The following is a 24,450-nucleotide window of genomic DNA, read 5'->3' on the forward strand; positions in this document are numbered from 1 at the left end:
CGTCACAAGCGGCAAGGACCAGCAGGGCGGAAAGGGTCAGGAGAATACGCATCGATTGCCTCTTTTTTGTTTTTCGCCACTCTCTGCTCCGGGGCAAGCCGCGTCAAGACATCGCCGGGCCACAACTTGCGCGGTTTTTCGGGCAAAACCGTCGGTATATCGCAAAAAACTTGAACCTTGGGCCCAAGGCAGGCAAGAGCATTGCGCGACAGGTGCGTAAAACAAGGCGATACCATGCAATTTGATCTCTCCTCCCAACCGGAAATCGTGCAGCAGGCTTATGGCTACGCAGTGCAGGGATGGGAGCTGGCCCTCAGCTGGCTGTTAAGCCCTGCCGCTTGGTCTCAATTCGCGCTGCTGGTGCTGGCATGGTTGCTGGCGGGGGTGATCGCCCGCAAATTGAAACCTGCGTTGCACGCGTTGATTGATCCGGGTGAGGGCGAGAACCTGTTCGCGACGCCCCGCCGGTTTATTCTGCCTTACCTGGCGTTGATCTCGCCGCTGCTGGCTTATGCGCTGACCGGGATTGGCGAAGGCATCGTGCGCTCACTGTTTGATTCCGGTGCGGTTATTGCTTTTGGTAAACGCCTGTTCCTGTTTTTGGCGGCCCGTGCGCTGGTGCGTGACATTATCAAGGATTCGTTTCTCAAACTTTTGGGCCGCTATATCCTGCTGCCGATTATGGCGGTTTATGCGCTGGGTCTGTTGGATGTCGCCAGCGCCGCGCTGACCGAAACCATTGTGGGTGTCGGCAATATCCGTTTCTCGCTGATGACGCTGGTGCGCGGCCTGATTGCAGGGTCGCTGCTGTTCTGGTTGGGACAGTGGTCGAACACCCAAACCACGGCGTTGATTGCCAAAAACGAGGAAATGCGCCCCTCGATCCGGCAATTGCTGATCAAGACCGCAGAGTTTTCGATCTTTGCCATCGCCTTCCTGTTGCTGATGAACATCATGGGCATCAACCTAAGCGCGCTGGCGGTTCTGGGCGGGGCGATTGGTGTTGGCCTTGGGTTTGGCCTGCAAAAGATTGCGTCGAATTTTATCTCCGGTGTGATCCTGCTGGTCGAAGGGCAGGCGACGGTTGGCGATTACGTGGAACTGGACGGTGGCGAGCAGGGCAAGATCGTCAAGATGATGGCCCGCGCCGCGATTCTAGAAACTTTCGATGGCCGCTGGATTGTTGTCCCGAATGAGGATTTCATCACCACACGGGTGGTCAACTATTCCGACAGTGGTTCGGCCAACCGCTACGAGGCCCCGTTTTCCGTCAGCTATGATACCGATATCAACCTTGTCCCGTCGCTGATCGAAGCCGCAGTGGCCAAACATCCCGAAGTGCTGGATCTGCCCTATCCCCCCGATTGCGAGCTGCGTGGATTTGGCGACAATGGGATTGATTTCGCAGTGGAATTCTGGGTCAACGGCTTGGACGACGGGCCGAATAAATACACATCGGACGTGTTGTTCCTGATCTGGAATGCGTTGAAAGACGCGGGCATCGAAATCCCCTATCCTCAGCGGGTTGTCGAGATCAAGGGCGGTTTGCCGAAGGTCGATACATGAAACATGCTGTGGTGATTGGCGCAGGCCCTGCGGGGTTGATGGCGGCCGAAGTCATGGCGCAGGCGGGTTTGCGCGTGACGATCTGCGAGGGGAAACCCTCGGTCGGTCGCAAGTTTCTGATGGCAGGGAAGTCAGGGTTGAACCTGACCAAGGAAGAAGCCTTTGTGCCCTTTATGGAAGTCTTCGCCGAAGCCCGCAGCCCGCTGACACCGATGATCGAAAGTTTCGGATCAGACGCGGTGCAGGATTGGGCGCGTGGTCTGGATCAAGAGGTGTTTACCGGCACAACGGGTCGGGTGTTTCCCAAGGCGATGAAAGCCTCGCCCCTGCTGCGCGCGTGGATGGGGCGGCTGGGCGATCTGGGCGTGACCGTTAACACCCGCTGGCTTTGGCAGGGGTGGGATGGCGCTGCACTGGCGTTCCAGACGCCCGAGGGTGTGCAGACCTTATCCGCCGATGTGACGGTTCTGGCCATGGGCGGTGCCAGCTGGTCACGGCTGGGCGCGACAGGGAAATGGGCGGATATTCTGGCGGAAAAAGGCGTGGCTCTTGCCCCTTTCGCGGGATCGAACGCAGGTGTTCAGGTGCCGTGGTCAGATCATATGACAAAACATCTAGGCACGGCGTTGAAAGGGGTGGCATGGCAAGCGGGCCCTTATCACTCGCGCGGCGAGGCAACCCTATCCGCGCAAGGGCTTGAGGGCGGTGGCATCTATTCCGTGTCGCGCGGTGTGCGCGAGGGGCATGACCTTTTCCTTGACATGCTGCCCGATATGACCGTGCCGCAGGTCACAAGCAAACTGCAAGCGCCGCGTGGCAAGGCAAGCCTGTCCAACCATCTGCGCAAGACATTGCGTCTGACACCGGCGCAAATTGCGGTGGTGCAGGAAATGGCGCGGCCCCTGCCGGACCGGCTGCGGGCCACGGCGCGGCTGCTAAAGGCACTGCCAATCAAAAACGCAGGGCTGCGCCCGATGGACGAGGCGATTTCGACAGCTGGAGGCATATCATTCGCAGCCCTCGATCAGGGGTTGATGCTGCGTGATATCCCCGGCGTGTTTGCTGCGGGCGAAATGCTGGATTGGGAGGCCCCGACGGGCGGCTATCTGATCACGGCCTGCCTTGCGACAGGGCGTTGGGCAGGGCAGCATGCGGCGGAATGGGCCGAAGCGGCGCGGTAACCCCGGCCCTAGGTGGGTTGTTTGGCTTGCGCGGCTTTGAAGGCATCGCGATGGCGCATGGCCGCGGCCCATTGGCCCAATTCGTCATTGACCCGCGGGAATCCCGCGCCAATTGACCAGTTGATGCAATGTACCGCCAGAATATCCGCATGGGTCATCTGATCACCCAGCAGGAACGGCCCCTGAAGATGTCGGGTAAGCAGATCAGCGGCGCGGGTAAATTCGCCCTTCAGGCTGTCCTTGATCGCGGGGACGCGTTGGTCTTCGGGGAAAACAAAGCTGTGTTTTGCTGCCGCCCAAAGGATCGCGTCGAATTCATCGATCAGCCAAAAGGTCATCGCGTCTTGACGTGCGCGGGCGATGGTGCCGGCGGGGGCGGTCAGCTTGCCATGTTTGTCACCAAGATAGGTCATGATCGCAACGCTGTCGGTCAGCACCTCATCCCCGACCAGCAGCGCGGGGATCTTGCCGGTGGGATTAAACTCTTTCGCCTCGGGTGACCGCGGGGCTGCGGCGATCTGGGTATACTCCTCGCTCAGCTCCTCAAGCATCCACATGACGCGAAAGGCGCGGGATTTGGTGGCACCAACAACAGTATACATGGATTTCCCTTTCAACGGTTTCTTTGAGCACCCAGCATCGCAAGGCGGATAAAGGCACGTTCCACCAATGCCAGCGCCGGGGCGTTTTGCCCAGCAGAGCGCAGCGTCAGGTCGGTATCGGTCAGGACAGACAGGGCGGTTTCAAGTTTGGCCGCACCCCAGCTGCTGGACTGGCGTGTCACGCGATCACGGTCGCGCACCCCGTAAACCGGCGCACCGGGGTTGGCGGCGATACGGTAAAGTGTGCGGAAATGGCGGGTCGCCATAATGGTCAGGGTGACGGCGGTGACGCCTTGGGCCTGCAGTTTGCTCATCACCGGGCCGATGTCACGCGCGCGGGCCTCGGCCACCACATGCAGGATGTCATCCACATCCGCTTCGGTTGAGGTGGGGGCGCAGGCGGCAATGTCATCTGCGCCAAGCGGGGTGCTATCGTTCAGTTTGTATAGCGACAGCTTTTCCAGCGTCTGGCGAAAATCGCCCGGATCAATGGCGCGGGCCAGATCAACCAGTGCCGCCATGGCGTCATTGTCCGGCGTCAGCCTGGCCTCGGCCAGCATCCGTTCAATTTCGGCGCGGTCCGGCGGGTTGTCATAAATCGCCAGCGCATAGGCGTTTGGATGCGCCTCAAACGCCTTGCGTATTTTTGACGTTTTCTTGAGGTCGCCGCCGGTTACGACAATCTGTGCGTCGCCCTGCTGCCAGTCTTTCAACGTGTCGAGCAATATCTTGGCGACATTGTCATTTGCGTCTTCCACCAATGCCGCACGCGGTCCGGGGAAAAACCCGATGGCCTTGATCGCATCCAGCAACATCGCAGGCTCACGGCGCAGTTCGGCGGCGGGAATACGGGTCAGGCGCATCTCTTCTTCGGCCTGCGCACCCAACAGGGCCTTTAGGAATTCCTGACGTTTCAGCGCCACACGCATGGCATCACTGCCAAAGATCAACAGGCCGGTTTTATCGGCATCCGGTCGTTTGAAATAGGCGTTAGCATCACGCGGACTGAGCTTCATACGTTTATTTCAGCGGCATAGAGGCGGCTGACAATCTGGTCTGCGATGATTGTCATCAGCCGTTCCTGAGAGTTCTGTTCACCTGCCAGAGTTTCGACTGTGGTGCCGGTTGCAGAATAGCCGACAAAATTCTCGACCTTGCCAGAGGTCAGGATTTGTCCATTTGCCAGACTGCGCAGGCTGTATTGCACATTGGCAATGCGGTTGAACCTGCCAGTGTCGCCCTCGCGGTCAATCGCCAGCTGCGCTTGCGAGGTGTTGATCACCATCGACAGGGCAAAAGCCGGATCGGTGCTGCGGCCCAGACGATTCTCAAGCTCGCGTACCAGAAGATAACTGTCCTGACTGCCCGGCGGATCGACCGCAACGCGGTTTTGCAGGGCGGCCCCGGACCCGCCCGGACCATAGACCGGCTCAAACCCACAGGCCACAAGGGCCAGCGGGGCAAGTAGCATCAGTCTGCGGTTAAGCGACAACATTCACAATCCGTCCGGGCACAACGATCACTTTTTTGGGCGTCGCACCATCAAGGGTTCGAATAACAGCTTCATGGGCGAGGGCGATTTTTTCAACCTCTTCTTTCGACATATCTGCCGGTACGTTGATTTCTGCCCGTCGTTTGCCGTTGATCTGGATCGGCAGGGTGACGGTGTCATCCACCAGCATGTTGTCATCTGCCTGCGGCCATGGGGCCGTGACAATCAGCCCTTCGCCGCCCTGATGCGCCCAGATGTCCTCTGCCAGATGGGGTGTCATCGGCGACATCAGCTGTGCCAGGGTCATCACCGCCTCGCGCTGTGCCGCGTAACCCGCTTTGGATTTCTGCAAGGTTGCGGTGAAAGCATAAAGCTTGGCGATGGCAGCGTTGAACCCAAAGGATTCCACACCCATGGTCACATCATGGATGGTTTTATGCATGGCGCGCAGCAGATCTTCGTCGCCGGACCCTGCCGCATCCTTGTCCATCGCGCCGATCCGGTCACAGATGTTCCAGACCCGGTTCAGGTGTTTGAACGCGGCTTCTGCACCCGAGGCGGTCCATTCGACGTCCCGTTCGGGGGGCGAATCGGACAGCACAAACCAGCGTGCGGTATCCGCGCCGTAGTTTGAAATGATGTTCAGCGGGTCCACGACGTTGTTTTTTGACTTGGACATTTTGGCGGAGGGGATCACCTCCACCTCGCGCCCGTCTTCCTTGAGGAACGCCTTGCCCTCGCGCAGCTCAACCTCTTCGGGGTAGTGGTAGGTCGGGCGTCCGTCCTGCTTGGGGGTTTGATAGATCGCGTGGGTTACCATGCCTTGGGTAAACAGCGCATCAAACGGCTCAATCGCAGATTCCGGCAGATGTCCGGTGATCTGCATCGCACGGGCAAAGAAGCGTGAATACAGCAAATGCAGAATCGCGTGTTCGATGCCACCGATATACTGATCGACATTCATCCAATATTTGGCGTCTTCCATGTTTGTCGGTGTTTCAGCGTCGGGCGCGGTGAAACGGGCGAAGTACCACGACGAGTCGACAAATGTGTCCATCGTATCGGTTTCGCGTTTGGCTGGTTTGCCGCAAGACGGGCAGGCGCAGTCGCGCCATGTTGGATGCCGGTCCAGCGGGTTGCCGGGCGTGTCGAAATTCACGTCATAGGGCAGCTCGATCGGCAGGTTCTCTTTCTTTTCCGGCACCACACCGCAGGCATCACAATGCACAACAGGAATCGGACAGCCCCAATAACGCTGGCGCGACAGGCCCCAGTCGCGCAGACGGAATTTGGTGACACCCTGACCAACACCGTTTTCCTCGCAAAAGCGAATCGCGGCGTCGATGGCCTCATTGCCGGTTTGCCATTGTTCGCCCGCAAAGCCGCGGTTGTAGAACACCTTGTCGGTCTTGGCGGGGACAAAGGCCTCGCTCAGCTCTTCCGCGCTCTCTTCGCTGGGCAGATAGGTCGAGATGATCGGCAATTCATATTTCGTGGCAAATTCAAAGTCGCGCGGATCATGTGCCGGACAGCCGAAAATCGCGCCCGTGCCGTAATCCATCAGAATGAAGTTGGCGATATAGACTGGCAATTCATGTGCGGTGTCAAAGGGGTGGCGCACGGTAATGCCAGTGTCAAAGCCCAGCTTCTCAGCGGTTTCGATCGCTTCTTCCGTGGTGCCCCCTTTGCGACATTCGGCACAGAAGGCTGCAAGCTCGGGATTGTCCTTCTCAAGCTGCTTGGCCAGCGGGTGATCCGGTGAAATACCAACAAAGGATGCGCCCAGCAAGGTGTCGGGGCGGGTCGTGTACACTTCGATCCGGTCATGGCCTTCGGGGGCATCCACCGTGGAGAAAGCAAATTGCAACCCGCGCGATTTACCGATCCAGTTGGCCTGCATCAGTTTGACCTTGGCGGGCCAGTTATCGAGCGAATCAAGTGCGTCAAGCAGCTCTTCGGAATGTTCAGAGATTTTAAAGAACCACTGCGTCAGCTCGCGCCGTTCCACCAAGGCACCAGAGCGCCAGCCGCGCCCTGCCTCGACCTGCTCATTGGCCAGCACGGTCATATCCACCGGATCCCAGTTCACGATGGCGTTCTTGCGATACACAAGGCCTTCGGCAAGGAAATCAATGAACAGCGCCTGCTGCTGGCCGTAGTACTCAGGATCACAGGTGGCAAATTCGCGGGTCCAGTCGATGGACAGGCCCAGCGGTTTCATCTGTTTTTTCATCTCGGCAATATTGCCGTAGGTCCAATCCTTGGGGTGGCCGCCAATCGCCATTGCGGCATTTTCCGCCGGCATGCCAAAGGCGTCCCAGCCCATCGGATGCAGTACGCTATGCCCGGTCGCCAGTTTATAGCGCGCGATCACATCGCCCATCGTATAGTTGCGCACATGGCCCATATGGATGCGGCCAGATGGGTAGGGGAACATCTCAAGCACGTAATACTTTGGCTTGTCGGCAGAGCGAACCGCCTTGAAGATTTCGTCTTTTTCCCAGGCTTGCTGCCAGCGGGCTTCAATCTCGGCAGGGGTGTATCGGGACATCGTTTGGACCTTTACGAATGGGGCTTGCGGCCCTTTAGAATGGAAAACGCCGGGCTGTTTATCGACAGGGCCCGGCGTGAAATAGCGTGAATGAGTATGGGCTCAGAATTTGTTATCCGCGATGCGCAGCTCGCGCGCGCGGCTTAAGATTGCATCTTCGACAGCACGGGCGGTCGCCTTGCTGACGGCGCGGCCGCCACGGGTTTGCAGCGCAACATTCAACGAACGTGCATCCAGTGCGGGATCATCGACCAGCACAGTTGCGCGGTAAGCCCTGCCACCACCGGGCGGTGTGCCATAACCGGTGACGATCACACCGGTAAAAGGATCAACCGATTGCACCGGCAGGAACGACAGCACTTCAAGCGACGCGGACCAGAGATATTTGTTTACCGCGATGGTGTTGTCACTGGTCTTGCGATTGAAGATCGACCAGATGGTATTGTCTGTGTTGGTCTCAATATTGCTCGGGATGTTCGGATTGTTCACACTGGCAGAAGGCTCATCTGCACCGCCGCCGAGGCTGCGCAGCGCACCACAGCCGCCAAGTGCCGCCACCAGGGCAGTAATAAGGGCGATTTTGCATATGGTTATACGGGCCATGCCTGCGATCCTTTGCCTGTTTTGCAATGGTCTACCCAAGCTCTGCCGCCTGAGCAAGGCATATGTAGAGGGGCGATTCCCAAGGAAAACCCCTGTCCGGGGCCGATCCGGGGATCCGATGTGCCGGGCCGATGTCAAAACTGTGGCAAAGCTGCACCATTGGGCAGGGCAATGTCTCGAAGCGTTTCTGGCTTCTTGCCAATGAAGGGGCATCGGGGGCAAACACCCTTCATACCCTTTCCGGATTCCCCGGCTTGGGCATGTGAATTATAAACCGAGGGTAAACTCATGAAAAAAGTTCTCTTCGCTACAACAGCTCTGGTTGCGACCGCCGGCGTTGCAGCAGCAGACGTTACTTTCGGCGGCTACGGTCGCTTTGGTATCATCTATAACGACACAGCCGCTGGCGACTCCACAGACGTGACTTCACGTTTCCGCCTGCAGATCGACGCAACAGCAGAATCTGACGCAGGCGTCACATTCGGTGCACGTGCTCGTATCCAGCAGAACAACACAGACAACGCTGGCTCCCCTGCCGGTACAGGCATCAACGGCGTTCGTTTCTTCGCACGTTCCGGTGGTCTGGAAGTCGGTGTTGGTAACATCTTCGGCGCTCTGGAATTCATGCCTGGCATGTACCCAATCGACCTGGGTCTGACCGGTCTGGGCTATGACTACACCGCGTACAACTTCCGCGGCGACGCATACTCCTCCGGCGGCAACGGCGCAGCTGGTTCCAACGGTGTTGAAGTAATGTACTCCGCAGGCGACCTGTCCGTACACGTTTCTGCTTCTGACACATCCGACCGTATCGCAGCACACGTTGCGTACACGTTCTCCGGTTGGACAGTTGCTCTGGGTGCACAGGACTCCGACAACGCAGCGGACACTGAGTTCGCAGCATCTGTTGGCGGTTCCATCGGCCCAGCCAACATCACTCTGGCATACGCAGACAACGGCACAGCAGGCGATCACATCGTTCTGGCCGGTCGTTTTGACGTAGGCGCAGCAACAAACGTAGAAGTTTACGTTGCTGATGCGGACATGGGTTCCGACACAGGCTACGGTGTTGACTTCAACCACGACCTGGGTGGCGGTACATCCATCCGTGGTGGTGTTGCGAAGCGTTTGAACGGCGACACACGCGCCGATCTGGGTGTTCGCTTCAACTTCTAAGTTGAACAACAACCAAACGATTTGGGGTGGGCCTTTGGCCTGCCCCTTTTCTTTTGCGCCATGCCGATGTTATCCCGAACGCAACAACCGAGGATACCACGCATGAGCCTGCACGACATTCAGACCGCCATTGCAAAAGCCGAATCAGATGTGGGCCGCGCTGCCGGTTCTGTCACTCTGATTGCGGTCAGCAAGGTGCAGCCAAACGCGCGGGTAGAGGCGGTTCTGACCGAGGGTCACCGTTGTTTTGGCGAAAACAAAGTGCAGGAAGCTGCAGGCAAATGGCCGGCCTTCCGTGACAGTTTTGGCGCGGTGGATCTGCATTTGATCGGACCCTTGCAAACCAACAAGGCACGGCAGGCCATCGGTCTGTTTGATGCCATCCATTCTCTGGACCGTCCGAAACTCGCCAACACCCTTGCCCGTCTTGCACAGGAAGAGGGGCAATGCCCGGACCTTTTTGTGCAGGTGAATACCGGCGAAGAAGAGCAAAAGGCGGGAATTTTGCCAGCGGATGCAGATGCCTTTATCAAGGAATGTCTGGCGCTGGATTTGCCTGTCAAAGGGCTGATGTGTATCCCGCCGGTGAGCGAAGAGCCAAGCTTGCATTTTGCCCTGCTTGCCAAGATCGCCGCCCGCAACGGGTTGTCCGGGCTGTCGATGGGCATGAGCAGCGATTTTGAACGGGCAATTGCCCTGGGTGCGACCCATGTACGGGTCGGGTCGGCAATCTTTGGTGAACGTGTCACTGGATGAAATGGGGTGGACAGCGATGTGAAGCCCGCCCTACGGGACGATCAACCTTGTGTGCCGGGTGATTCTACACGCGATAGCATATAGATCCACGCGGCGCAGGGCGATGCAGCCTTCGGTGGGATAGCCCGGGCAGCGCCATTGGTGAATGAAAATCGCCGATCCACGCCCTGCCACTGCATCCGGCCAGTTCCAATCGGTCAACAACACGAGATCATAAAGCGGGTCCGCGCGGCGCAATACCTCGTGGCTGTGCGGATAGGGGGCCTGAACCAGCGTGTTATAGGCGTGGTCTTTGGGATCATCCGACCACAGATCACCCGGACCAATTGGAACCGCCCAATCTGTCGGTTGCACGATCCGGTCCGGGCGAAACAACATGCCCACGATCCGGTGAGCACCGCGTGGCGTGGCCCCGTCCCCTTCGCGTTTGTGGCTTGTGATTCCGGCTTTGCCGATGGTGCAGGGGTACATCCGCCCGCCAAAGCGCAAGCCTTTCGGGGTCAATACCATGTCTAGCGCGCCCGCCATGCGCGTCACAAAAGATGCCCGGATTTGGCCGCCTTGATCGCCAGATAACCGGCGTTATGAACATTCTCGCCCACCCGCAGCGGTACACGTTCGGCAACCTTGATTCCGCTGGCCTGCATCATTTCGACCTTGCGCGGATTGTTTGTCAGCAGGCGCACCGTGGAAAACCCCATCGATTTCAAGATGTCAGAGCCGAGACGGAAATCACGTTCGTCATCCTCAAAACCCAGCCGGTGATTGGCCTCCACCGTATCAAACCCCTGATCCTGCAAGGAGTAGGCCCGCATCTTATTGGCCAAGCCGATCCCGCGCCCTTCCTGACTTAGATACAACAGGACACCCTGTCCCTCGGTGCCCATCTGCAATAAGGCGCTGCGCAACTGCGGGCCGCAATCACATTTCAGACTGCCCATCACGTCACCGGTAAAACAGGCGGAATGCAGCCGCGCCAATACCGGCTTGCTGCGGTCAGGGCGACCAATCTCCATCGCGTAATGTTCTTCACCGCCGTTTTCGGGTCGGAAAATATGCAGCTTGCCGGCTTCCGAAACTTCCACAGGCAGGCGGGCCTGAACCACGGGGTGCAGCGGGCTGCGGATCGACAGTTCGGCGGAGGTCCGCGCCAGATCAATCTGGGTCAGGGCATGTGCCCTGCCGAATTCGACCGCGTCGGGCATTTCCAGTACCACAACCGCAGGCAACAACCGCGCCGTTTTGGCCAAAAGCAAAGCCGTGCGATGTAACGCGGCATCCCCGGAACGTAGGCAGGCAAACGGGCCTTTCATGGGGGTGCGCAGATCGTCAGCCGGGTCCGCGATGCTTTGTACCCAGTCCAGCGTGGCGTTCTTTGGCAGGGCGATTCGCGCCAGATCACCGTCATAGACCCGCGCCTTTAGCGTCTCGGCACGACGGGCCGTGATGGCCAGCACCGGGTCCCCGTCGAGCGCAAGGATATCCGCCAGACGTTGCGGTGACAGGGTTTCGGCGGCAATCACAAGCGCCGGTGCAACACCGGTCACCACCACCGGCACACCCATGCGAAGATCAGCGCGGGCGCGGGCAAGTTGTTCGGTGATATCGGGGGCGAGACTCATGAAGGTGTTACAACTTTGCGAATGGATTGAGGGATATCTATGTCAGTGAAGCCGGAAATGAAACATTTCAACCGGTTTTGCACACGCGCCTGTGAAACAGGGTGGTGAAACCTTGTCCTAGGGGCTGTGGAACTACATCTGTAAGACAACGGATAAGGAGCCCGACTATGGCACAGCTCAAGAAGATTCTGCTGGTGGATGATGACGAAGACTTGCGTGAAGCGTTGAGCGAGCAGCTGGTCATGACCGAGGACTTTGATGTATTCGAAGCTGGCAACGGTGCCGATGCCATGGCCCGCGCCAAGGAAGCCCTGTATGATCTTGTGATCCTTGATGTGGGGCTGCCCGATACGGACGGGCGCGAATTATGCCGTTTGATGCGCAAGCAAGGTGTGAAAAGCCCGATCATGATGCTGACCGGGCATGATGGCGATGCTGACACCATCCTTGGTCTTGATGCCGGCGCAAATGATTACGTCTCCAAGCCGTTCAAATTCCCGGTTCTGCTGGCCCGCATCCGCGCACAACTGCGCCAGCATGAACAATCCGAAGATGCGATTTTCCAGCTGGGGCCATATACTTTCAAACCATCAATGAAGATGCTGATCACCGAAGACGACAAAAAGGTGCGGCTGACTGAGAAAGAAACCAACATCCTGAAGTTTCTGTATCGATCAACCGATGGCGTGGTGCCGCGCGACGTATTGCTGCATGAGGTTTGGGGCTACAACGCCGGTGTTACGACCCACACCCTTGAAACCCACATTTATCGACTGCGTCAAAAGATCGAGCCGGATCCCTCAAACGCCCGTCTGCTGGTCACCGAATCGGGTGGCTACAGATTAATGACATAAGTCGGGAACCAATTTCCCGACCCGAGGTTGATCAGTCGGAGCGCTTTTTTCATGAGTTTCCGCTCCGCATTGATCCCGAAGTTTGTGTCCGGGTAATGACACATACCTGCCTGCTAAACTTGGCCGGACCTCAGCGTCCGGCCATTTTTTCTTTATAAAACGGCAAATTTTACCGCGCTTCAGGCATGCCCGCTGGGCAGCCGTGCCTTTCTTCGTGGCGGCGGGGGCGGGCACGCGGTAAGGTTCGCCTAAATCAATTTGCGGAGATCCCCATGCCTTTCACGCTTGCCACCTGGAACATCAATTCGGTTCGCCTGCGCGAGCCGCTTGTCCTGCGGATGCTGGCCGAACATGGGCCGGATGTACTGTGTCTGCAGGAATGTAAAAGCCCAGTTGAGAAAATCCCCCTCGAAGGGTTCAAGGCAGCTGGCTACACTCACATGGTCGCACGTGGGCAAAAGGGCTATAACGGCGTTGCGATCCTGTCGAAATTGCCGCTGCAAGACGTAGGTGACAAGGATTTCGCGCAATTGGGTCATGCCCGCCACATTGCTGCGCAATTGGAAAATGGCACCACGATCCATAACTTCTATGTGCCTGCGGGTGGTGACAAACCCGACCGCGCCATCAATGAAAAGTTTGGTCAGAAAATGGATTACCTCGCCGAAATGCGCGACTGGTTCCATGCAGAGAAACCAGAGAAATCCATCCTTGTTGGCGATCTGAACATCGCCCCGCGTGAAGATGATGTTTGGGATCACAAGAAACTGCTCAAAGTGGTCAGTCACACACCTGTTGAGGTCGAGGCCCTTGGCGCAACGCAGGACGCTGGCAGATGGGTTGATATCACCCGGCAGGACATCCCCGAGGGTAAACTCTATTCCTGGTGGTCTTATCGCGCCCGCGATTGGGATGCGGCTGACAAGGGCCGCCGGCTTGATCATATCTGGGCCACGCCCGACATTTCGAATGCGGCGCACTCCAGTCATATTGGCCGCGCGGTGCGCGGCTGGGAACAACCCAGCGACCACGCGCCGGTCTTTGCCACGTTTGATCTTTGATTGGCCTTTGATTCCGGCAGCAAAGCGCCCATATACCCTCAAACGCGACCAAGCGAGGAATAAGACATGGAACTGAACCTAACCGGTGTGACCGACGACGACCTGATCAAGGACAGCGACGAAGCCAGCTTTATGGCCGATGTGGTGGATGCCTCCCAGCATACCCCGGTCATCGTTGATTTCTGGGCCCCTTGGTGCGGCCCGTGCAAAACGCTTGGCCCACAGTTGGAAGAAGCTGTGAAAGCCGCCAAAGGTGCGGTCAAAATGGTCAAGGTCAACGCCGACGAGGCGCAGATGATCATGGGACAGCTGCAAATCCAGTCCTTGCCAACCGTCTATGCCTTTTTCAAAGGCCAGCCGATTGACGGTTTCCAAGGTGCGGTGCCCCCGTCAGAGATCAAGGATTTCATTGACCGGGTGATCAAAGCCTCTGGCGGTGAAGCGCCTGACGATGGGCTGGACGCTGCGATTGATGCGGCAGAGGAAATGCTGGGCGAAGGTGCGGCTGAAGATGCAGCACAGACCTTTGCTGCCGTGTTGGGCGAAGACCCCAACAATGCCAAAGCCTACGGTGGGCAGGTTCGCGCCCTTATCGCGATGGGGGAGCTGGATCAGGCAGAGGCCCTGTTGAACGGTGCCCCGATTGAGATTTCCAAGGCACCTGAACTGGAAGCGGCCCATGCCCAGTTGCAACTGGCGCGACAGGCGGCGGACGCCGGACCGGTGGCCGACCTGACCGCCGCCGTTGAAGCGGCACCCGACGATCTGCAAGCGCGGTTTGATCTGGCGCAGGCGCTTTATGCCAATGCGGATGCACAGGGCGCGGTTGATCATCTGCTGGAACTGTTTCGGCGGGATCGGGAGTGGAATGACGGGGCGGCGAAGACCCAGTTGTTCACGATCTTTGACGCGCTCAAGCCGGAAGATCCGGCGGTTTTGAACGGTCGGCGCAAGCTTAGCTCTTTGATATTTGCCTGATGTGTGCCCCGCGCTAGATCCTTTGGTATGAACAAGAACACTGACCTACCGGATACCATATCGATCTTCCCGCTGGGCGGTGCATTGTTGCTGCCCCGCGCAAGGTTGCCGCTGCATATCTTTGAGCCGCGCTACCTTCAAATGATCGAAGACGCACTAAAGACCGATGAGCGGTTGATCGGCATGATCCAGCCGAATGAAACTTCAGCGCGCAAGGGAACCGGGTTGCAAACCATCGGCTGTGCCGGTCGCATTACCCAGTTTTCCGAAACGGAAGACGGGCGCTATATGATCACCTTGGGTGGCATGTCGCGGTTTCGTGTTGTGAGTGAAGTCGAAGGGTTCAGCCCTTACCGCAAATGCGACGTCTGCTGGGATGGGTTTGAACGTGATCTTGGCAGTGATGAACAAGATGCCGGTTTCCAACGCGAGGCTTTTCTAGATCTGCTGGGCCGTTATTTCGACGCGCAGGGGCTCTCGGCGGATTGGGACACGATGAAAGAGGCCGACGACGAATTGTTGATCAACTCGCTGTCGATGATGCTGGATCTTGATCAGGAAGGGAAACAGGCGTTGCTTGAGGCCCCTTCGCTTGAGACCCGGCGCGAGACCCTGATCACACTGATTGAATTTTCGCTGCGCGGCGGGCTGGATGAAGGATTTATGCAATGACTGACACAACTGTCAAATTTGATCGTCGCATGTTGGATGCGCTGATTTGCCCGCGCAGCCAGACCACGCTGAGTTACGATGCCGAGCGTCAGGAGCTGGTGTCGAAAACCGCCGGGCTTGCCTATCCGATCCGCAACGGCATTCCCGTGATGCTGATCGACGAAGCGCGGGTGCTGGATTAAAGCGGTCTGCCCTGCATCAGCCGTGGTAGATCGCCGGTCAGCCCTGCCGCCTCCCGGATGAACCTGCGGCGCAGGCCGGGCAGGGCGTTAACCGCGGCCATGCCGATATCACGCGCCATGCGCACCAGCGGGTTATCATTCGAAAACAACCGGTTAAAGCTGTCAGTGGCCAGCGCCAATGTGGTGTTGTCAAACCGCCGCCATTCCTGATAGCGGGCCAGCGCCGCGTCCGACCCGATGTCTTCGCCGCGCCGCGCGGCATCTGCGATGACCTCTGCCAAAGCGGCAATGTCACGCAACCCTGCGTTCAGGCCCTGGCCTGCAATCGGATGCACGCCGTGGGCCGCATCGCCCACCAAAGCAACACGTGGCGCGACCATCTCATGTGCCAGCGACAGACCCAGCGGATAGCAGTAGCGTTTACCGGCCAGCGCCACCTCACCCAGAAAACTTCCGAAACGGGGGCGTAGCACGTCAAGATAGGCGTCATCCGAAAGCGCGTGAATTGCCTTGGCGTTCACATCGGTCTCGCTCCACACGATGGAGGAGCGATTGCCGGTCAAAGGCAGGATCGCCAGCGGCCCCGGCGGCATAAAGAACTGATGCGCAACACCATCATGTGGCAGGCTGTGTTCGATTGCACAGACCAACGCCGTCTGACCATAGCTCCAGCCGATCCGCTTGATCCCGGCGCGTTCACCCGTGCCGGTGTTGCGCCCATCGGCTCCGATCGCCAGCCGTGCCCGCAGTGTTTTGCCGGAGGCCAGCGTCAGCGAGATGCCGGACACATCCGTATCCTGTGACACAACGGTTTCACCATCCAGCAACGTAATCGCCTTGGTCGCTGATACAGCGGCTTGCAGGGCCTGCCGCAAATACCGGTCCTCTATCATGAACCCCATCGGGCCCTCTTCGATTTCGGCGTGGTTGAAATGCATGAACATCGGGGAGGGGCCTTCACCGGCCCGCCCGTCCGTCACCTTGATCTCCAGCATGGGCTGTGCGTTTTGCACCACATCTGCCCAAACGCCAACCGCCTCCAGCAGCCGGGTCGAGGTCAGCGCAAGAGCATAAGACCGCCCGTCAAATTCAGGGTCTTCCCAAACCGTTGCCCGCTGGGCATCGATCAAGCTCACCCGTTGTCCTGCCTGCGCCAAAGCCAAGGCAAGCGTCGTGCCGTTCAGCCCGCCACCGATGATTGCGATATCTGTGTCAAAATCCATACTGCTCAATATGGCGGGCCGCCGGGGATTGTCCATGTGCGCAAGCGTCGCTACCTTCGCGTAAAATCAGGAAAAGGGGACGTGCCGTGCAAGATTGGCTGACAATGACCGCTGCGGATTTGGGACGTGGGATTGGCGCGGGCGAGATTGATCCGGTTGCCCTGACCCAAACCTATCTGGACGCGATTGACGCCCACCCCCTGCGGGACCGTATCTACGCACGGGTCACCGCCGAGCGGGCGTTGGCCGAGGCGGCGGCCTCGGCGGAGCGTGCCGCAACCGGACACCGGCTGTCGCCCTTGGATGGGGTGCCGATTTCGTGGAAAGACCTGTTTGATACGGCTGGCACAGCGACCGAGGCGGGATCGAAACTGCTGGAAGGGCGCGTCCCGGAGCGCGATGCGGTTGTGCTGGCCAATGCCACAGCTGCCGGTCTGGTCTGTCTGGGCAAAACCCACATGAGCGAACTGGCGTTTTCCGGCCTTGGCCATAATCCCAGCACCGCCACACCACCCTGTGTAAATGATGCGGATGCGGTTTCGGGGGGATCCTCCTCAGGCGCGGCGGCTTCGGTGGCGTTTCATCTGGCGGCGGCGGCGATTGGATCAGACACTGGCGGTTCTGTGCGTATACCGGCGGCGTGGAATGATCTGGTGGGGCTGAAAACCACATCCGGGCGTTTGACCCTTGAAGGGGTTGTACCCTTGGCGATGAAGTTCGACACAATTGGCCCGCTGTGCCGCTCGGTCGAGGATGCAGGTCTGTTGCTGGCCGCGCTTGAGGGTACTGCGGCTGCGGATTTGCGCAATGCCGGGCTGGAAGGGCGACGGTTTGCGGTGTTGAAAACCGTTGTGATGGACGATCTGCGTGACGCCCCGCGCGCGGGTTTTGACGCGGCATTGGGCAAGCTGCGTGCGGCAGGGGCAGTGATTGAGGAAATCGAGGTGCCGGAAGTCGCAGAAGCTATGGAGCTTTCCGGTTGCCTATACACAACAGAGGCTTACGGGTTATGGCGCGATGTGATCGAGGCCAACCCGGATGCCATGTACCACGAGATCCTGATGCGTTTTCGTCTGGGCGGGGGGCATTCTGGTGCTGATTACATCGCTGCCTGTGCCAAGTTGGACGCTTTGCGCGCGGGATATGACGCAGCGGTCAGCGGATTTGATGCGGTGCTGTCCCCAACGGCACCGACCCTGCCGCCGAATTTGGCAAGGCTTGAGGAAGATCATGACTATTATCTTTCCGAAAACCTGTTGGCGCTGCGCAACACGCGTGTTGGTAATCTTATGGGGCTTAGCAGCCTTACCCTGCCCACAGACACGGCTTCTTGTGGTTTGATGCTGTCCTGCCCACCAGATATGGAAGAACTGCTGCTCAGATTGGGGGCAGCCGTCGAAGAGGCGCTGTGCTGACTTTGGCCTAAATGCCACAACCCCTTGGGAGCAGTCCGGTTTTTCTGGACGGGGCGCGGGGGCTTCGGTACTTTGGAAGTAACGGGGCGCCAATGATCCCGAACCGAGGCAGTTGTAGATGTTTTACCCAGAGCGGTTTTCGAACCTTCCGGCTCATGTGTGGCCGCGCCTGCGCGCCCTTCTGGACGTGCATAAGGGTGGTGGCCCCCTGATCCAAATGACCATAGGCGAGCCGAAACATGCGTTTCCGGCGTGGATCACTGATGTGATCACTGAAAATGCTGCCGGATTTAACAGCTATCCACCCAATGACGGCTCTCCCGAACTCAAGGCCGCCATCGCCGGTTGGATCAAACAGCGTTATGGCATCGAAATGAGCGGCGACACCGAAGTGATGGCGCTGAACGGCACCCGTGAAGGGTTGTATAACGCAGTTGTTGCGCTGTGCCCTGAAACCAAGAACGGGCAAAAACCGGCGATCCTGATGCCGAACCCGTTTTACCAAGTCTATATGATTGGCGCTATTTCCGGTGCCTCTGATCCGGTGATGGTGAACGCGACCCGTGAAACCGGCCATCTGCCTGATTTCAGCACAGTGCCGGAAGAGACGCTGAAACGCACCACGGCGGCCTATATCTGTTCGCCTGCCAACCCACAGGGCGCGGTGGCGGACCGGGCCTATTGGACGGCGCTGATTGCGCTGGCGGAAAAATACGATTTCAAGATTTTTGCCGACGAATGTTATTCCGAGATTTACCGCGATACACCGCCAGTTGGTGCGATGCAGGTGGCCGATGAACTGGGTGCGGACCGCAACCGGATTGTGATGTTCCATTCGCTGAGCAAACGATCAAACCTGCCGGGGCTGCGGTCAGGCTTTGCCGCCTCTGGCCCGGATACCATGCGCGAGATCAAGCAGCTGCGAAACTATGCGGGTGCGCCTTTGCCGCTGCCCTTGCAGCAGGCTGCTGCTGCCGCATGGAACGATGAGGCACATGTGATTGAGAACCGCGCCCTCTATCAGGAAAAATTCGACATGGCGGATCGCATCTTTGGCAATGTGGCCGGATATGCCAGCCCCGAGGCCGGGTTCTTCCTGTGGTTGCCGGTGGAAAATGACGAAGACGCAGCGGTGAAGCTGTGGCGCGAAACCGGCGTGAAAGTATTGCCGGGAGGCTATCTGGCCCAGGACACGGACGGGGAGAACCCCGGTAACAAGTATATACGGGTGGCGCTTGTGGCCCCCAAGGAAGAGACAGAGCGCGGGCTGCAATTGATCCGCGATTGTCTCTATGCCGATTAAGAACGAGGGACGAAGCATGGCTTATCAGACACGCGGACGCGATCCATTGCTGGACAGCAATATGGCAGAAGCCATCGAAAAACGTGGCAAGGAATTGCTGGGGCTGGTGCTGATCCTGCTGGGCGTCATGGCGGCGATGATGATCCTGAGTTACACGCCGGATGATCCCAACTGGATGGTGTCCACCGATGCGCCGGTGCAAAACTGGATGGGCCGGATGGGTGCTTCCATTGCGGCGCCTTTGTTCATGATTGTGGGTTGGGGCGCTTGGGGCGTGGCGATTGTGCTGTTGTTCTGGGGGGTACGTTTTGCACTGCACCGGGGGCAGGATCGCGCGGTCGGCCGGTTGATCTTTGCCCCGATTGCGGTGGCTCTGGGCGCGATCTATGCGGCAACCCTGGCACCGGGGCCGGAATGGCTGCAAACCCATAGCTTTGGTCTGGGCGGGCTTTTTGGCGATACCGTCATGGGCGCGATCCTGACGATCCTGCCGATTGGATCTTCTTTCACGGTCAAGCTGATGTCGCTGTTGATGGGCGTAGCGATCCTAGCGCTTGGCGCGTTTGTCTTGGGGTTCACCAAGGTTGAATTGCAGCGTCTGGCGCGCTTCCTTTTGGTGGGGGTGATCATGGCCTACGCGATGTTCATGAACCTGATCGGACGCGGTGCCAGCGGTGCCGTTCATGCTGCACAGACCCTACAGGCGCGCCAGTCAGAGCGTCGTGAGCAGCGTCGGCTTGAGGCTGAAGAGCTTGCCGAGTGGCAGGCCAACCAACCGGCATATAACGCGCCGCCTGCGCCAGAAGTATCCCCCGAACCTGTTTTCACTGCCGAAGCGCCAGAGGCCAAAACTGGTTTGCTGGCCCGCATGCCCGGGCTGATCAAACGCCCTGATGCCATGCCGGAACCGGAACTGGTTGAAACCTATAGCGAAGCCGTTGTTGAAGAGGCCCCCGGCGAAGAGCGTATCAAGTCGAAAATCGCCAATGTGATCAAGAACCGCGTGCGCACTGCCACTGCTGTGCATACGCCGGTCACCGCCCCCCTGACCAAAGGGCGCGGGCGCGGCCCGGATGCATTGTTGCTCGACACCACACCACGTAGCCAACTGCCACCGGAACCGCCCCTGACCGCGCCAGCCCCACGGGTTGAGCCGCGTCTGTCGATCAACACTGTGGCCCCGTCAGCCCCAATTCCTGTGGCTCCGATGCCTGTTGCAGCGCCGGCACCGGAAGCGGCCGAACCTGTGGTGGAGCCCTTGCCACTTCAGGAGGCACCGGCACCCGTGGTGCCCCCGATCCCAGTTGCGGAACCGCGTAAGGTTGTGCAGCAACCAACCCGCAAACCAACGCCCCCCTCCAAACAGGCCATCGCAGAGGCACAGCCCGCGCTCAGCTTTGAGGATACCCATCCCGGTTTCGAACTGCCGCCACTAAACTTGCTGGAAAACCCAGAAGATGTGCAGCGCCTGCACCTGTCCGACGAAGCGCTGGAAGAAAATGCACGGATGCTGGAAAGCGTGTTGGATGACTATGGCGTGAAGGGTGAAATCGTCGCCGTGCGGCCCGGCCCTGTGGTCACCATGTACGAACTGGAACCGGCACCGGGTCTTAAGGCCAGTCGCGTGATTGGTCTAGCGGATGATATTGCACGTTCCATGGCGGCGCTCTCTGCGCGTGTTTCTACTGTGCCGGGACGTTCGGTCATTGGCATCGAATTGCCCAATGAAAACCGCGAAAAGGTTGTCCTGCGCGAAATCCTGTCCTCACGTGATTTCGGCGATGGTAACCAACGTCTGCCGCTTGCCTTGGGCAAGGATATCGGCGGTGATCCTGTGGTCGCCAACCTTGCCAAGATGCCCCACCTGCTGATTGCGGGGACCACAGGTTCTGGTAAATCCGTGGCGATCAACACGATGATCCTGAGCCTGCTTTACAAGCTGACGCCGGAAGAATGTCGCCTGATCATGATCGACCCCAAGATGTTGGAACTGTCAGTCTATGACGGCATTCCGCATCTGCTGTCCCCCGTTGTGACGGATCCCAAAAAGGCGGTTGTTGCCTTGAAGTGGACTGTCGGCGAGATGGAAGAGCGTTATCGCAAGATGTCCAAAATGGGTGTGCGCAACATCGAAGGCTATAACGGCCGCGTGCGCGATGCGCTGGCCAAGGGTGAGATGTTCAGCCGTACGGTGCAGACCGGCTTTGACGACGACACTGGGGAGCCGATTTTCGAGACGGAAGAGAACACACCAGAGGCACTGCCCTATATCGTCGTGATTGTTGACGAAATGGCCGACCTGATGATGGTTGCGGGCAAAGAGATCGAAGCCTGCATTCAGCGTCTGGCACAGATGGCGCGAGCCTCGGGCATCCACCTGATCATGGCCACACAGCGTCCGTCGGTAGATGTGATCACCGGTACGATCAAAGCGAACTTCCCCACGCGGATCTCGTTTCAGGTGACCTCTAAAATCGACAGCCGTACCATTCTGGGCGAAATGGGTGCTGAGCAACTGCTGGGCATGGGCGATATGCTCTATATGGCGGGTGGTGCGAAAATCACCCGCTGCCACGGGCCTTTTGTCAGCGACGAAGAGGTTGAGGAAATCGTCAATCACCTAAAGCAATTTGGCGAACCGGATTATGTCGGCGGGGTTGTCGACGGCCCAAGCGATGACAATGAGGCCAACATTGATGCGGTGCTTGGCCTTGGCGGCAACACCGATGGCGAAGATGCGCTGTATGATACTGCCGTTGCGATTGTGATCAAGGATCGCAAGTGTTCGACCTCCTACATCCAGCGCAAGCTGGCAATTGGATATAACAAAGCCGCGCGATTGGTCGAGCAGATGGAGGAACAAGGTCTTGTTTCTCCGGCCAACCACGTGGGCAAACGCGAAATACTGGTGCCGGAACAGGGCTAAGGCTTACCTCCTCTGACCTGTAGATGCACACCGCCACCGCCGGGCCCTCCCTCCCTCCCGGCGGTGTTTTTTCGTCCGGTGGTCACTGTTCAGATCAACAGACGACTGCAAATGTCTGGACCAATCTGTGCAAAATCGGCTAGCGTTTTCACACTGGCTGCTATTTCGCGGGCCGTAGAATCATTTCTTTGAACGCTATTTTGCACAATCTTATTTGTCAGACCCCTGGAGTTTTTTGCGCTTTTAAAGGTTTGGGTGACTTTATTCCTGACACTGCGCAGCACATCCAGGGCCATGCTGGCAGGCTGAAAGGACATTCACATGGCCGATGACCAAGACCCGACCAAAAAGTTTTTGGATGCAACGGAGAAGTTTCAGGAACGACTGCACAAACTTTGGAAAGTCGTTTTCAAAAAAGTATCCTCACATCTGAAATCCATGGTGTCCTTCATCAGGCAGGTTGTGAATGTCGCCAAGGAAATTGCGGCGACCGTTGGAAAATCCGTGGTCGACAAGGTGCTGCGCGCCGGTCAGGTCGTCGAAGCGACGATCACGGCCCTTCCCATCCTTTTGAAAACGACTTTGCTTTTGGGCAAAAGGATCATTGCCGTGATCAAGAAAGCGCTGGACCCGAAAGCGGTTATCGTGGCGCTGAAGAAGCTGTTCGCGCGCTATGTGCGAATGTTGATCCAGATATTCGTCTATATCACAAACCTGATCCAAGAGCTTGATATCCTGGGCACGGTCTTTTCCATCATCGGGACCTTCCAAAGCGTACTGCGCATGATTTTCTCGTGGATCACAGAGGTCACGGGGGCAAAAGCGGGCACAGCAAAGGCGCAGGGCCTGCTGAAGAAGGTGTGGAAAGAGATGAAGAAAGAGGTGAAAGAGGCGCAGCTGTTGCGCAAAGAGGTGATGAAACTGAAGGTTCCGGCCTGAAAATACTGAAAAATCACAGCCTGTTAGCAATAAACCGCCGCATGATATCGCATATCATGGACTGACGCCCTATGTCTGATGCAACACAGACAAACAGGTAACCATCATGCGTATTCTCTCAACCGCCGTTCTGTCCATTGGCTTGGCGCTGGCTCTCCCACTGGCCGCCGCGGCGCAAAAGCTGCCGTTAAATGACATCTCAGCCTATCTGAACAAATTGCAGACCGCCAAGGGTGAATTCACCCAGATCAATGATGACGGGTCGATCAGCACGGGCACCATCTATATCAAACGCCCCGGCAAGGTACGGTTTGAATATAATCCACCCGAAACTGCGCTGGTTGTGGCGGGCAGCAACACGGTTGTGATCTTTGACAAGAAATCAAACCAGCCTGCCGAAAGCTATCCCTTGGCGCGCACGCCGTTGTCGATCATTCTGGCGCGTAACGTCGATCTGGGTAAGGCGAATATGGTCACTGGCCACAGCTTTGATGGCACCGCAACAGTGGTCAAGGCACAGGACCCGGAAAACCCGCAGTATGGTAATATCCAGCTAAAATTCACCGGCAACCCGGTTGAACTGCGCCAATGGGTGATCAACGACGGCAATGGCTCGCAGACCACCGTGGTACTGGGTGATCTGCAAAAGGGCGGCAACCTGCCCAACAGTCTGTTCAACGTGGGCAGCCCCGGCAGCACAGCCAACCGCTAACGCAGGCGGCACCCCGCCAACTGTGCGCGATACATTTGCGAACGGGCATCAACCTTGCCCGCGACGCCCACCAGCCATGATTTACGATTGTAAGTCTGTTTGCGGAAACCGGTGTGGCCCTCGTGATAGGCCAGATACTGGTTGCGCGCATCTGACAAGGACACACCATTGCGATCCCGCGTCTGGTTCATGTACCAGCCCATAAAATCAGTGGCATCATTGATCCGGTTCCGCTTGGCTGAACGGCGGTTCTGATCCGCGCGGTATTCGTCCCATGTAGCATCCAGAGCCTGCGAATAGCCATAAGCGCTGGATTGACGGCCCATCGGAATCACCCCCGCCACATAGCGGAACGGCGTGCGGGCATCTGCGACGAATTTGCTTTCCTGATGGATCGTGGCCATCATCACATGCATCGGGACGCCCCATTTGCGTTCCACCTTTCGGAACGCTTTCAGGTATTGCGGGCGCTCTCTGAGAAGGCTGCAGGCATTGTCCAGATTACGCGGGGCAGAGGATTGTCCACCGCCGCAGGATCCAACCAGCAACACAAGTATCAGGGCGCGAAGGGTTCTGCTCATCTGCCTCTCGCTTTCGTTATTATATTTTGAGGGCAGTTTAGCCTATTTCTCAGCC

At 58.0% G+C, this 24,450-nt stretch carries 23 protein-coding genes; 14 read left to right on the forward strand and 9 right to left on the reverse strand.

Annotated elements, in window-relative coordinates:
• Positions 1-234: 234 nt before the first annotated feature.
• Both QQL78_RS17130 and QQL78_RS17135 read left to right on the forward strand, forming a co-directional pair.
• Entirely contained in the window at positions 235-1,566 is a 1,332-nt protein-coding gene (locus QQL78_RS17130; RefSeq protein ID WP_284375161.1) for a mechanosensitive ion channel family protein, read from the forward strand.
• Complete coding sequence (locus tag QQL78_RS17135; protein WP_284375162.1) at positions 1,563-2,747, forward strand: TIGR03862 family flavoprotein; 1,185 nt, start codon at positions 1,563-1,565, stop codon at positions 2,745-2,747. Before QQL78_RS17130 ends, QQL78_RS17135 begins: the two co-directional genes overlap by 4 nt.
• A gap of 8 nt (positions 2,748-2,755) precedes the next feature.
• On the opposite strand, the gene QQL78_RS17140 is transcribed toward QQL78_RS17135, so the two are convergent.
• The 5 genes from QQL78_RS17140 to QQL78_RS17160 all read right to left on the reverse strand — a co-directional run bounded on the left by QQL78_RS17140 (position 2,756) and on the right by QQL78_RS17160 (position 7,995).
• Complete coding sequence (locus tag QQL78_RS17140; RefSeq protein WP_284375164.1) at positions 2,756-3,349, reverse strand: glutathione S-transferase family protein; 594 nt, start codon at positions 3,347-3,349, stop codon at positions 2,756-2,758.
• 11 nt (positions 3,350-3,360) lie between these two features.
• Positions 3,361-4,365: a DNA polymerase III subunit delta gene (holA, locus tag QQL78_RS17145; RefSeq protein ID WP_284375166.1), complete on the reverse strand. Its 1,005-nt coding sequence runs from the start codon at positions 4,363-4,365 to the stop codon at positions 3,361-3,363.
• On the reverse strand, positions 4,362-4,844 hold the full coding sequence (lptE, locus tag QQL78_RS17150) for an LPS assembly lipoprotein LptE (protein ID WP_284375168.1): 483 nt from the start codon (positions 4,842-4,844) through the stop codon (positions 4,362-4,364). The genes holA and lptE overlap by 4 nt, the downstream gene beginning before the upstream one ends.
• Positions 4,831-7,392, reverse strand: coding sequence for a leucine--tRNA ligase (gene leuS, locus QQL78_RS17155; RefSeq protein ID WP_284375170.1), 2,562 nt, complete (start codon positions 7,390-7,392; stop codon positions 4,831-4,833). Before leuS ends, lptE begins: the two co-directional genes overlap by 14 nt.
• A gap of 102 nt (positions 7,393-7,494) precedes the next feature.
• The gene (locus QQL78_RS17160) at positions 7,495-7,995 is read right to left on the reverse strand and encodes a DUF3576 domain-containing protein (RefSeq protein WP_284375172.1); all 501 of its coding nucleotides are present in this window, start codon (positions 7,993-7,995) and stop codon (positions 7,495-7,497) included.
• Positions 7,996-8,283: 288 nt separating this feature from the next.
• Between QQL78_RS17160 and QQL78_RS17165 the strand changes: the two genes are divergently transcribed.
• Both QQL78_RS17165 and QQL78_RS17170 read left to right on the forward strand, forming a co-directional pair.
• Positions 8,284-9,171, forward strand: a complete 888-nt coding sequence (locus QQL78_RS17165) for a porin (protein WP_284375173.1) — start codon at positions 8,284-8,286, stop codon at positions 9,169-9,171.
• Positions 9,172-9,273: 102 nt separating this feature from the next.
• On the forward strand, positions 9,274-9,927 hold the full coding sequence (locus QQL78_RS17170; protein ID WP_284375175.1) for a YggS family pyridoxal phosphate-dependent enzyme: 654 nt from the start codon (positions 9,274-9,276) through the stop codon (positions 9,925-9,927).
• A 30-nt stretch (positions 9,928-9,957) separates the two neighbouring features.
• Here QQL78_RS17170 and QQL78_RS17175 read toward each other — a convergent pair whose 3' ends face one another.
• Both QQL78_RS17175 and ribA read right to left on the reverse strand, forming a co-directional pair.
• On the reverse strand, positions 9,958-10,437 hold the full coding sequence (locus tag QQL78_RS17175; RefSeq protein ID WP_284375177.1) for a L,D-transpeptidase family protein: 480 nt from the start codon (positions 10,435-10,437) through the stop codon (positions 9,958-9,960).
• A gap of 23 nt (positions 10,438-10,460) precedes the next feature.
• Positions 10,461-11,549 carry a GTP cyclohydrolase II gene (gene ribA / locus QQL78_RS17180; protein ID WP_284375179.1) on the reverse strand — a complete coding sequence of 363 codons (1,089 nt, stop codon included), beginning with the start codon at positions 11,547-11,549 and terminating at the stop codon, positions 10,461-10,463.
• A gap of 167 nt (positions 11,550-11,716) precedes the next feature.
• Between ribA and QQL78_RS17185 the strand changes: the two genes are divergently transcribed.
• The 5 genes from QQL78_RS17185 to QQL78_RS17205 all read left to right on the forward strand — a co-directional run bounded on the left by QQL78_RS17185 (position 11,717) and on the right by QQL78_RS17205 (position 15,296).
• Positions 11,717-12,403 (forward strand): response regulator transcription factor, encoded by a 687-nt coding sequence (locus tag QQL78_RS17185; protein ID WP_284375181.1) that lies wholly within the window; start codon positions 11,717-11,719, stop codon positions 12,401-12,403.
• 272 nt (positions 12,404-12,675) lie between these two features.
• The gene (locus QQL78_RS17190; RefSeq protein ID WP_284375183.1) at positions 12,676-13,464 is read left to right on the forward strand and encodes an exodeoxyribonuclease III; all 789 of its coding nucleotides are present in this window, start codon (positions 12,676-12,678) and stop codon (positions 13,462-13,464) included.
• A gap of 66 nt (positions 13,465-13,530) precedes the next feature.
• Complete coding sequence (locus QQL78_RS17195) at positions 13,531-14,442, forward strand: thioredoxin family protein (RefSeq protein ID WP_284375185.1); 912 nt, start codon at positions 13,531-13,533, stop codon at positions 14,440-14,442.
• A 27-nt stretch (positions 14,443-14,469) separates the two neighbouring features.
• The gene (locus tag QQL78_RS17200) at positions 14,470-15,114 is read left to right on the forward strand and encodes an LON peptidase substrate-binding domain-containing protein (protein ID WP_284375187.1); all 645 of its coding nucleotides are present in this window, start codon (positions 14,470-14,472) and stop codon (positions 15,112-15,114) included.
• Positions 15,111-15,296, forward strand: coding sequence for a Trm112 family protein (locus QQL78_RS17205; RefSeq protein ID WP_284375189.1), 186 nt, complete (start codon positions 15,111-15,113; stop codon positions 15,294-15,296). Before QQL78_RS17200 ends, QQL78_RS17205 begins: the two co-directional genes overlap by 4 nt.
• On the opposite strand, the gene QQL78_RS17210 is transcribed toward QQL78_RS17205, so the two are convergent.
• Entirely contained in the window at positions 15,293-16,519 is a 1,227-nt protein-coding gene (locus QQL78_RS17210; RefSeq protein ID WP_284375191.1) for an FAD-dependent monooxygenase, read from the reverse strand. The genes QQL78_RS17205 and QQL78_RS17210 overlap by 4 nt on opposite strands.
• An 86-nt stretch (positions 16,520-16,605) precedes the next feature.
• Between QQL78_RS17210 and QQL78_RS17215 the strand changes: the two genes are divergently transcribed.
• The 5 genes from QQL78_RS17215 (at position 16,606) to QQL78_RS17235 (ending at position 23,814) form a co-directional block, all read left to right on the forward strand.
• Positions 16,606-17,934 carry an amidase gene (locus tag QQL78_RS17215; RefSeq protein ID WP_284375193.1) on the forward strand — a complete coding sequence of 443 codons (1,329 nt, stop codon included), beginning with the start codon at positions 16,606-16,608 and terminating at the stop codon, positions 17,932-17,934.
• 118 nt (positions 17,935-18,052) lie between these two features.
• Positions 18,053-19,237 carry an aminotransferase class I/II-fold pyridoxal phosphate-dependent enzyme gene (locus QQL78_RS17220; RefSeq protein ID WP_284375195.1) on the forward strand — a complete coding sequence of 395 codons (1,185 nt, stop codon included), beginning with the start codon at positions 18,053-18,055 and terminating at the stop codon, positions 19,235-19,237.
• A gap of 16 nt (positions 19,238-19,253) precedes the next feature.
• Positions 19,254-22,163 (forward strand): DNA translocase FtsK, encoded by a 2,910-nt coding sequence (locus tag QQL78_RS17225; RefSeq protein ID WP_284375197.1) that lies wholly within the window; start codon positions 19,254-19,256, stop codon positions 22,161-22,163.
• A 321-nt stretch (positions 22,164-22,484) separates the two neighbouring features.
• Positions 22,485-23,102: a hypothetical protein gene (locus QQL78_RS17230; protein WP_284375199.1), complete on the forward strand. Its 618-nt coding sequence runs from the start codon at positions 22,485-22,487 to the stop codon at positions 23,100-23,102.
• A 106-nt stretch (positions 23,103-23,208) separates the two neighbouring features.
• Positions 23,209-23,814, forward strand: coding sequence for a LolA family protein (locus tag QQL78_RS17235; protein WP_284375200.1), 606 nt, complete (start codon positions 23,209-23,211; stop codon positions 23,812-23,814).
• On the opposite strand, the gene QQL78_RS17240 is transcribed toward QQL78_RS17235, so the two are convergent.
• Positions 23,811-24,395 carry a transglycosylase SLT domain-containing protein gene (locus QQL78_RS17240; RefSeq protein ID WP_284375201.1) on the reverse strand — a complete coding sequence of 195 codons (585 nt, stop codon included), beginning with the start codon at positions 24,393-24,395 and terminating at the stop codon, positions 23,811-23,813. The genes QQL78_RS17235 and QQL78_RS17240 overlap by 4 nt on opposite strands.
• Between the last annotated feature and the right edge of the window lie 55 nt (positions 24,396-24,450).

The sequence above is a fragment of the Sulfitobacter pacificus genome (genome assembly GCF_030159975.1).
Lineage (GTDB): Bacteria > Pseudomonadota > Alphaproteobacteria > Rhodobacterales > Rhodobacteraceae > Sulfitobacter > Sulfitobacter pacificus.

Coding starts and splice junctions, on each gene's coding strand:
- QQL78_RS17240 (WP_284375201.1), bottom strand. CDS start 24,395: ATGAGCAGAACCCTTCGCGCCCTGATACTTGTGTTGCTGGTTGGATCC.
- QQL78_RS17220 (WP_284375195.1), top strand. CDS start 18,053: ATGTTTTACCCAGAGCGGTTTTCGAACCTTCCGGCTCATGTGTGGCCG.
- QQL78_RS17165 (WP_284375173.1), top strand. CDS start 8,284: ATGAAAAAAGTTCTCTTCGCTACAACAGCTCTGGTTGCGACCGCCGGC.
- QQL78_RS17195 (WP_284375185.1), top strand. CDS start 13,531: ATGGAACTGAACCTAACCGGTGTGACCGACGACGACCTGATCAAGGAC.
- QQL78_RS17210 (WP_284375191.1), bottom strand. CDS start 16,519: ATGGATTTTGACACAGATATCGCAATCATCGGTGGCGGGCTGAACGGC.
- QQL78_RS17185 (WP_284375181.1), top strand. CDS start 11,717: ATGGCACAGCTCAAGAAGATTCTGCTGGTGGATGATGACGAAGACTTG.
- QQL78_RS17135 (WP_284375162.1), top strand. CDS start 1,563: ATGAAACATGCTGTGGTGATTGGCGCAGGCCCTGCGGGGTTGATGGCG.
- QQL78_RS17200 (WP_284375187.1), top strand. CDS start 14,470: ATGAACAAGAACACTGACCTACCGGATACCATATCGATCTTCCCGCTG.
- leuS (WP_284375170.1), bottom strand. CDS start 7,392: ATGTCCCGATACACCCCTGCCGAGATTGAAGCCCGCTGGCAGCAAGCC.
- holA (WP_284375166.1), bottom strand. CDS start 4,365: ATGAAGCTCAGTCCGCGTGATGCTAACGCCTATTTCAAACGACCGGAT.
- QQL78_RS17225 (WP_284375197.1), top strand. CDS start 19,254: ATGGCTTATCAGACACGCGGACGCGATCCATTGCTGGACAGCAATATG.
- QQL78_RS17235 (WP_284375200.1), top strand. CDS start 23,209: ATGCGTATTCTCTCAACCGCCGTTCTGTCCATTGGCTTGGCGCTGGCT.
- QQL78_RS17160 (WP_284375172.1), bottom strand. CDS start 7,995: ATGGCCCGTATAACCATATGCAAAATCGCCCTTATTACTGCCCTGGTG.
- QQL78_RS17170 (WP_284375175.1), top strand. CDS start 9,274: ATGAGCCTGCACGACATTCAGACCGCCATTGCAAAAGCCGAATCAGAT.
- QQL78_RS17230 (WP_284375199.1), top strand. CDS start 22,485: ATGGCCGATGACCAAGACCCGACCAAAAAGTTTTTGGATGCAACGGAG.
- QQL78_RS17130 (WP_284375161.1), top strand. CDS start 235: ATGCAATTTGATCTCTCCTCCCAACCGGAAATCGTGCAGCAGGCTTAT.
- QQL78_RS17140 (WP_284375164.1), bottom strand. CDS start 3,349: ATGTATACTGTTGTTGGTGCCACCAAATCCCGCGCCTTTCGCGTCATG.
- QQL78_RS17190 (WP_284375183.1), top strand. CDS start 12,676: ATGCCTTTCACGCTTGCCACCTGGAACATCAATTCGGTTCGCCTGCGC.
- ribA (WP_284375179.1), bottom strand. CDS start 11,549: ATGAGTCTCGCCCCCGATATCACCGAACAACTTGCCCGCGCCCGCGCT.
- QQL78_RS17205 (WP_284375189.1), top strand. CDS start 15,111: ATGACTGACACAACTGTCAAATTTGATCGTCGCATGTTGGATGCGCTG.
- lptE (WP_284375168.1), bottom strand. CDS start 4,844: ATGTTGTCGCTTAACCGCAGACTGATGCTACTTGCCCCGCTGGCCCTT.
- QQL78_RS17175 (WP_284375177.1), bottom strand. CDS start 10,437: ATGGTATTGACCCCGAAAGGCTTGCGCTTTGGCGGGCGGATGTACCCC.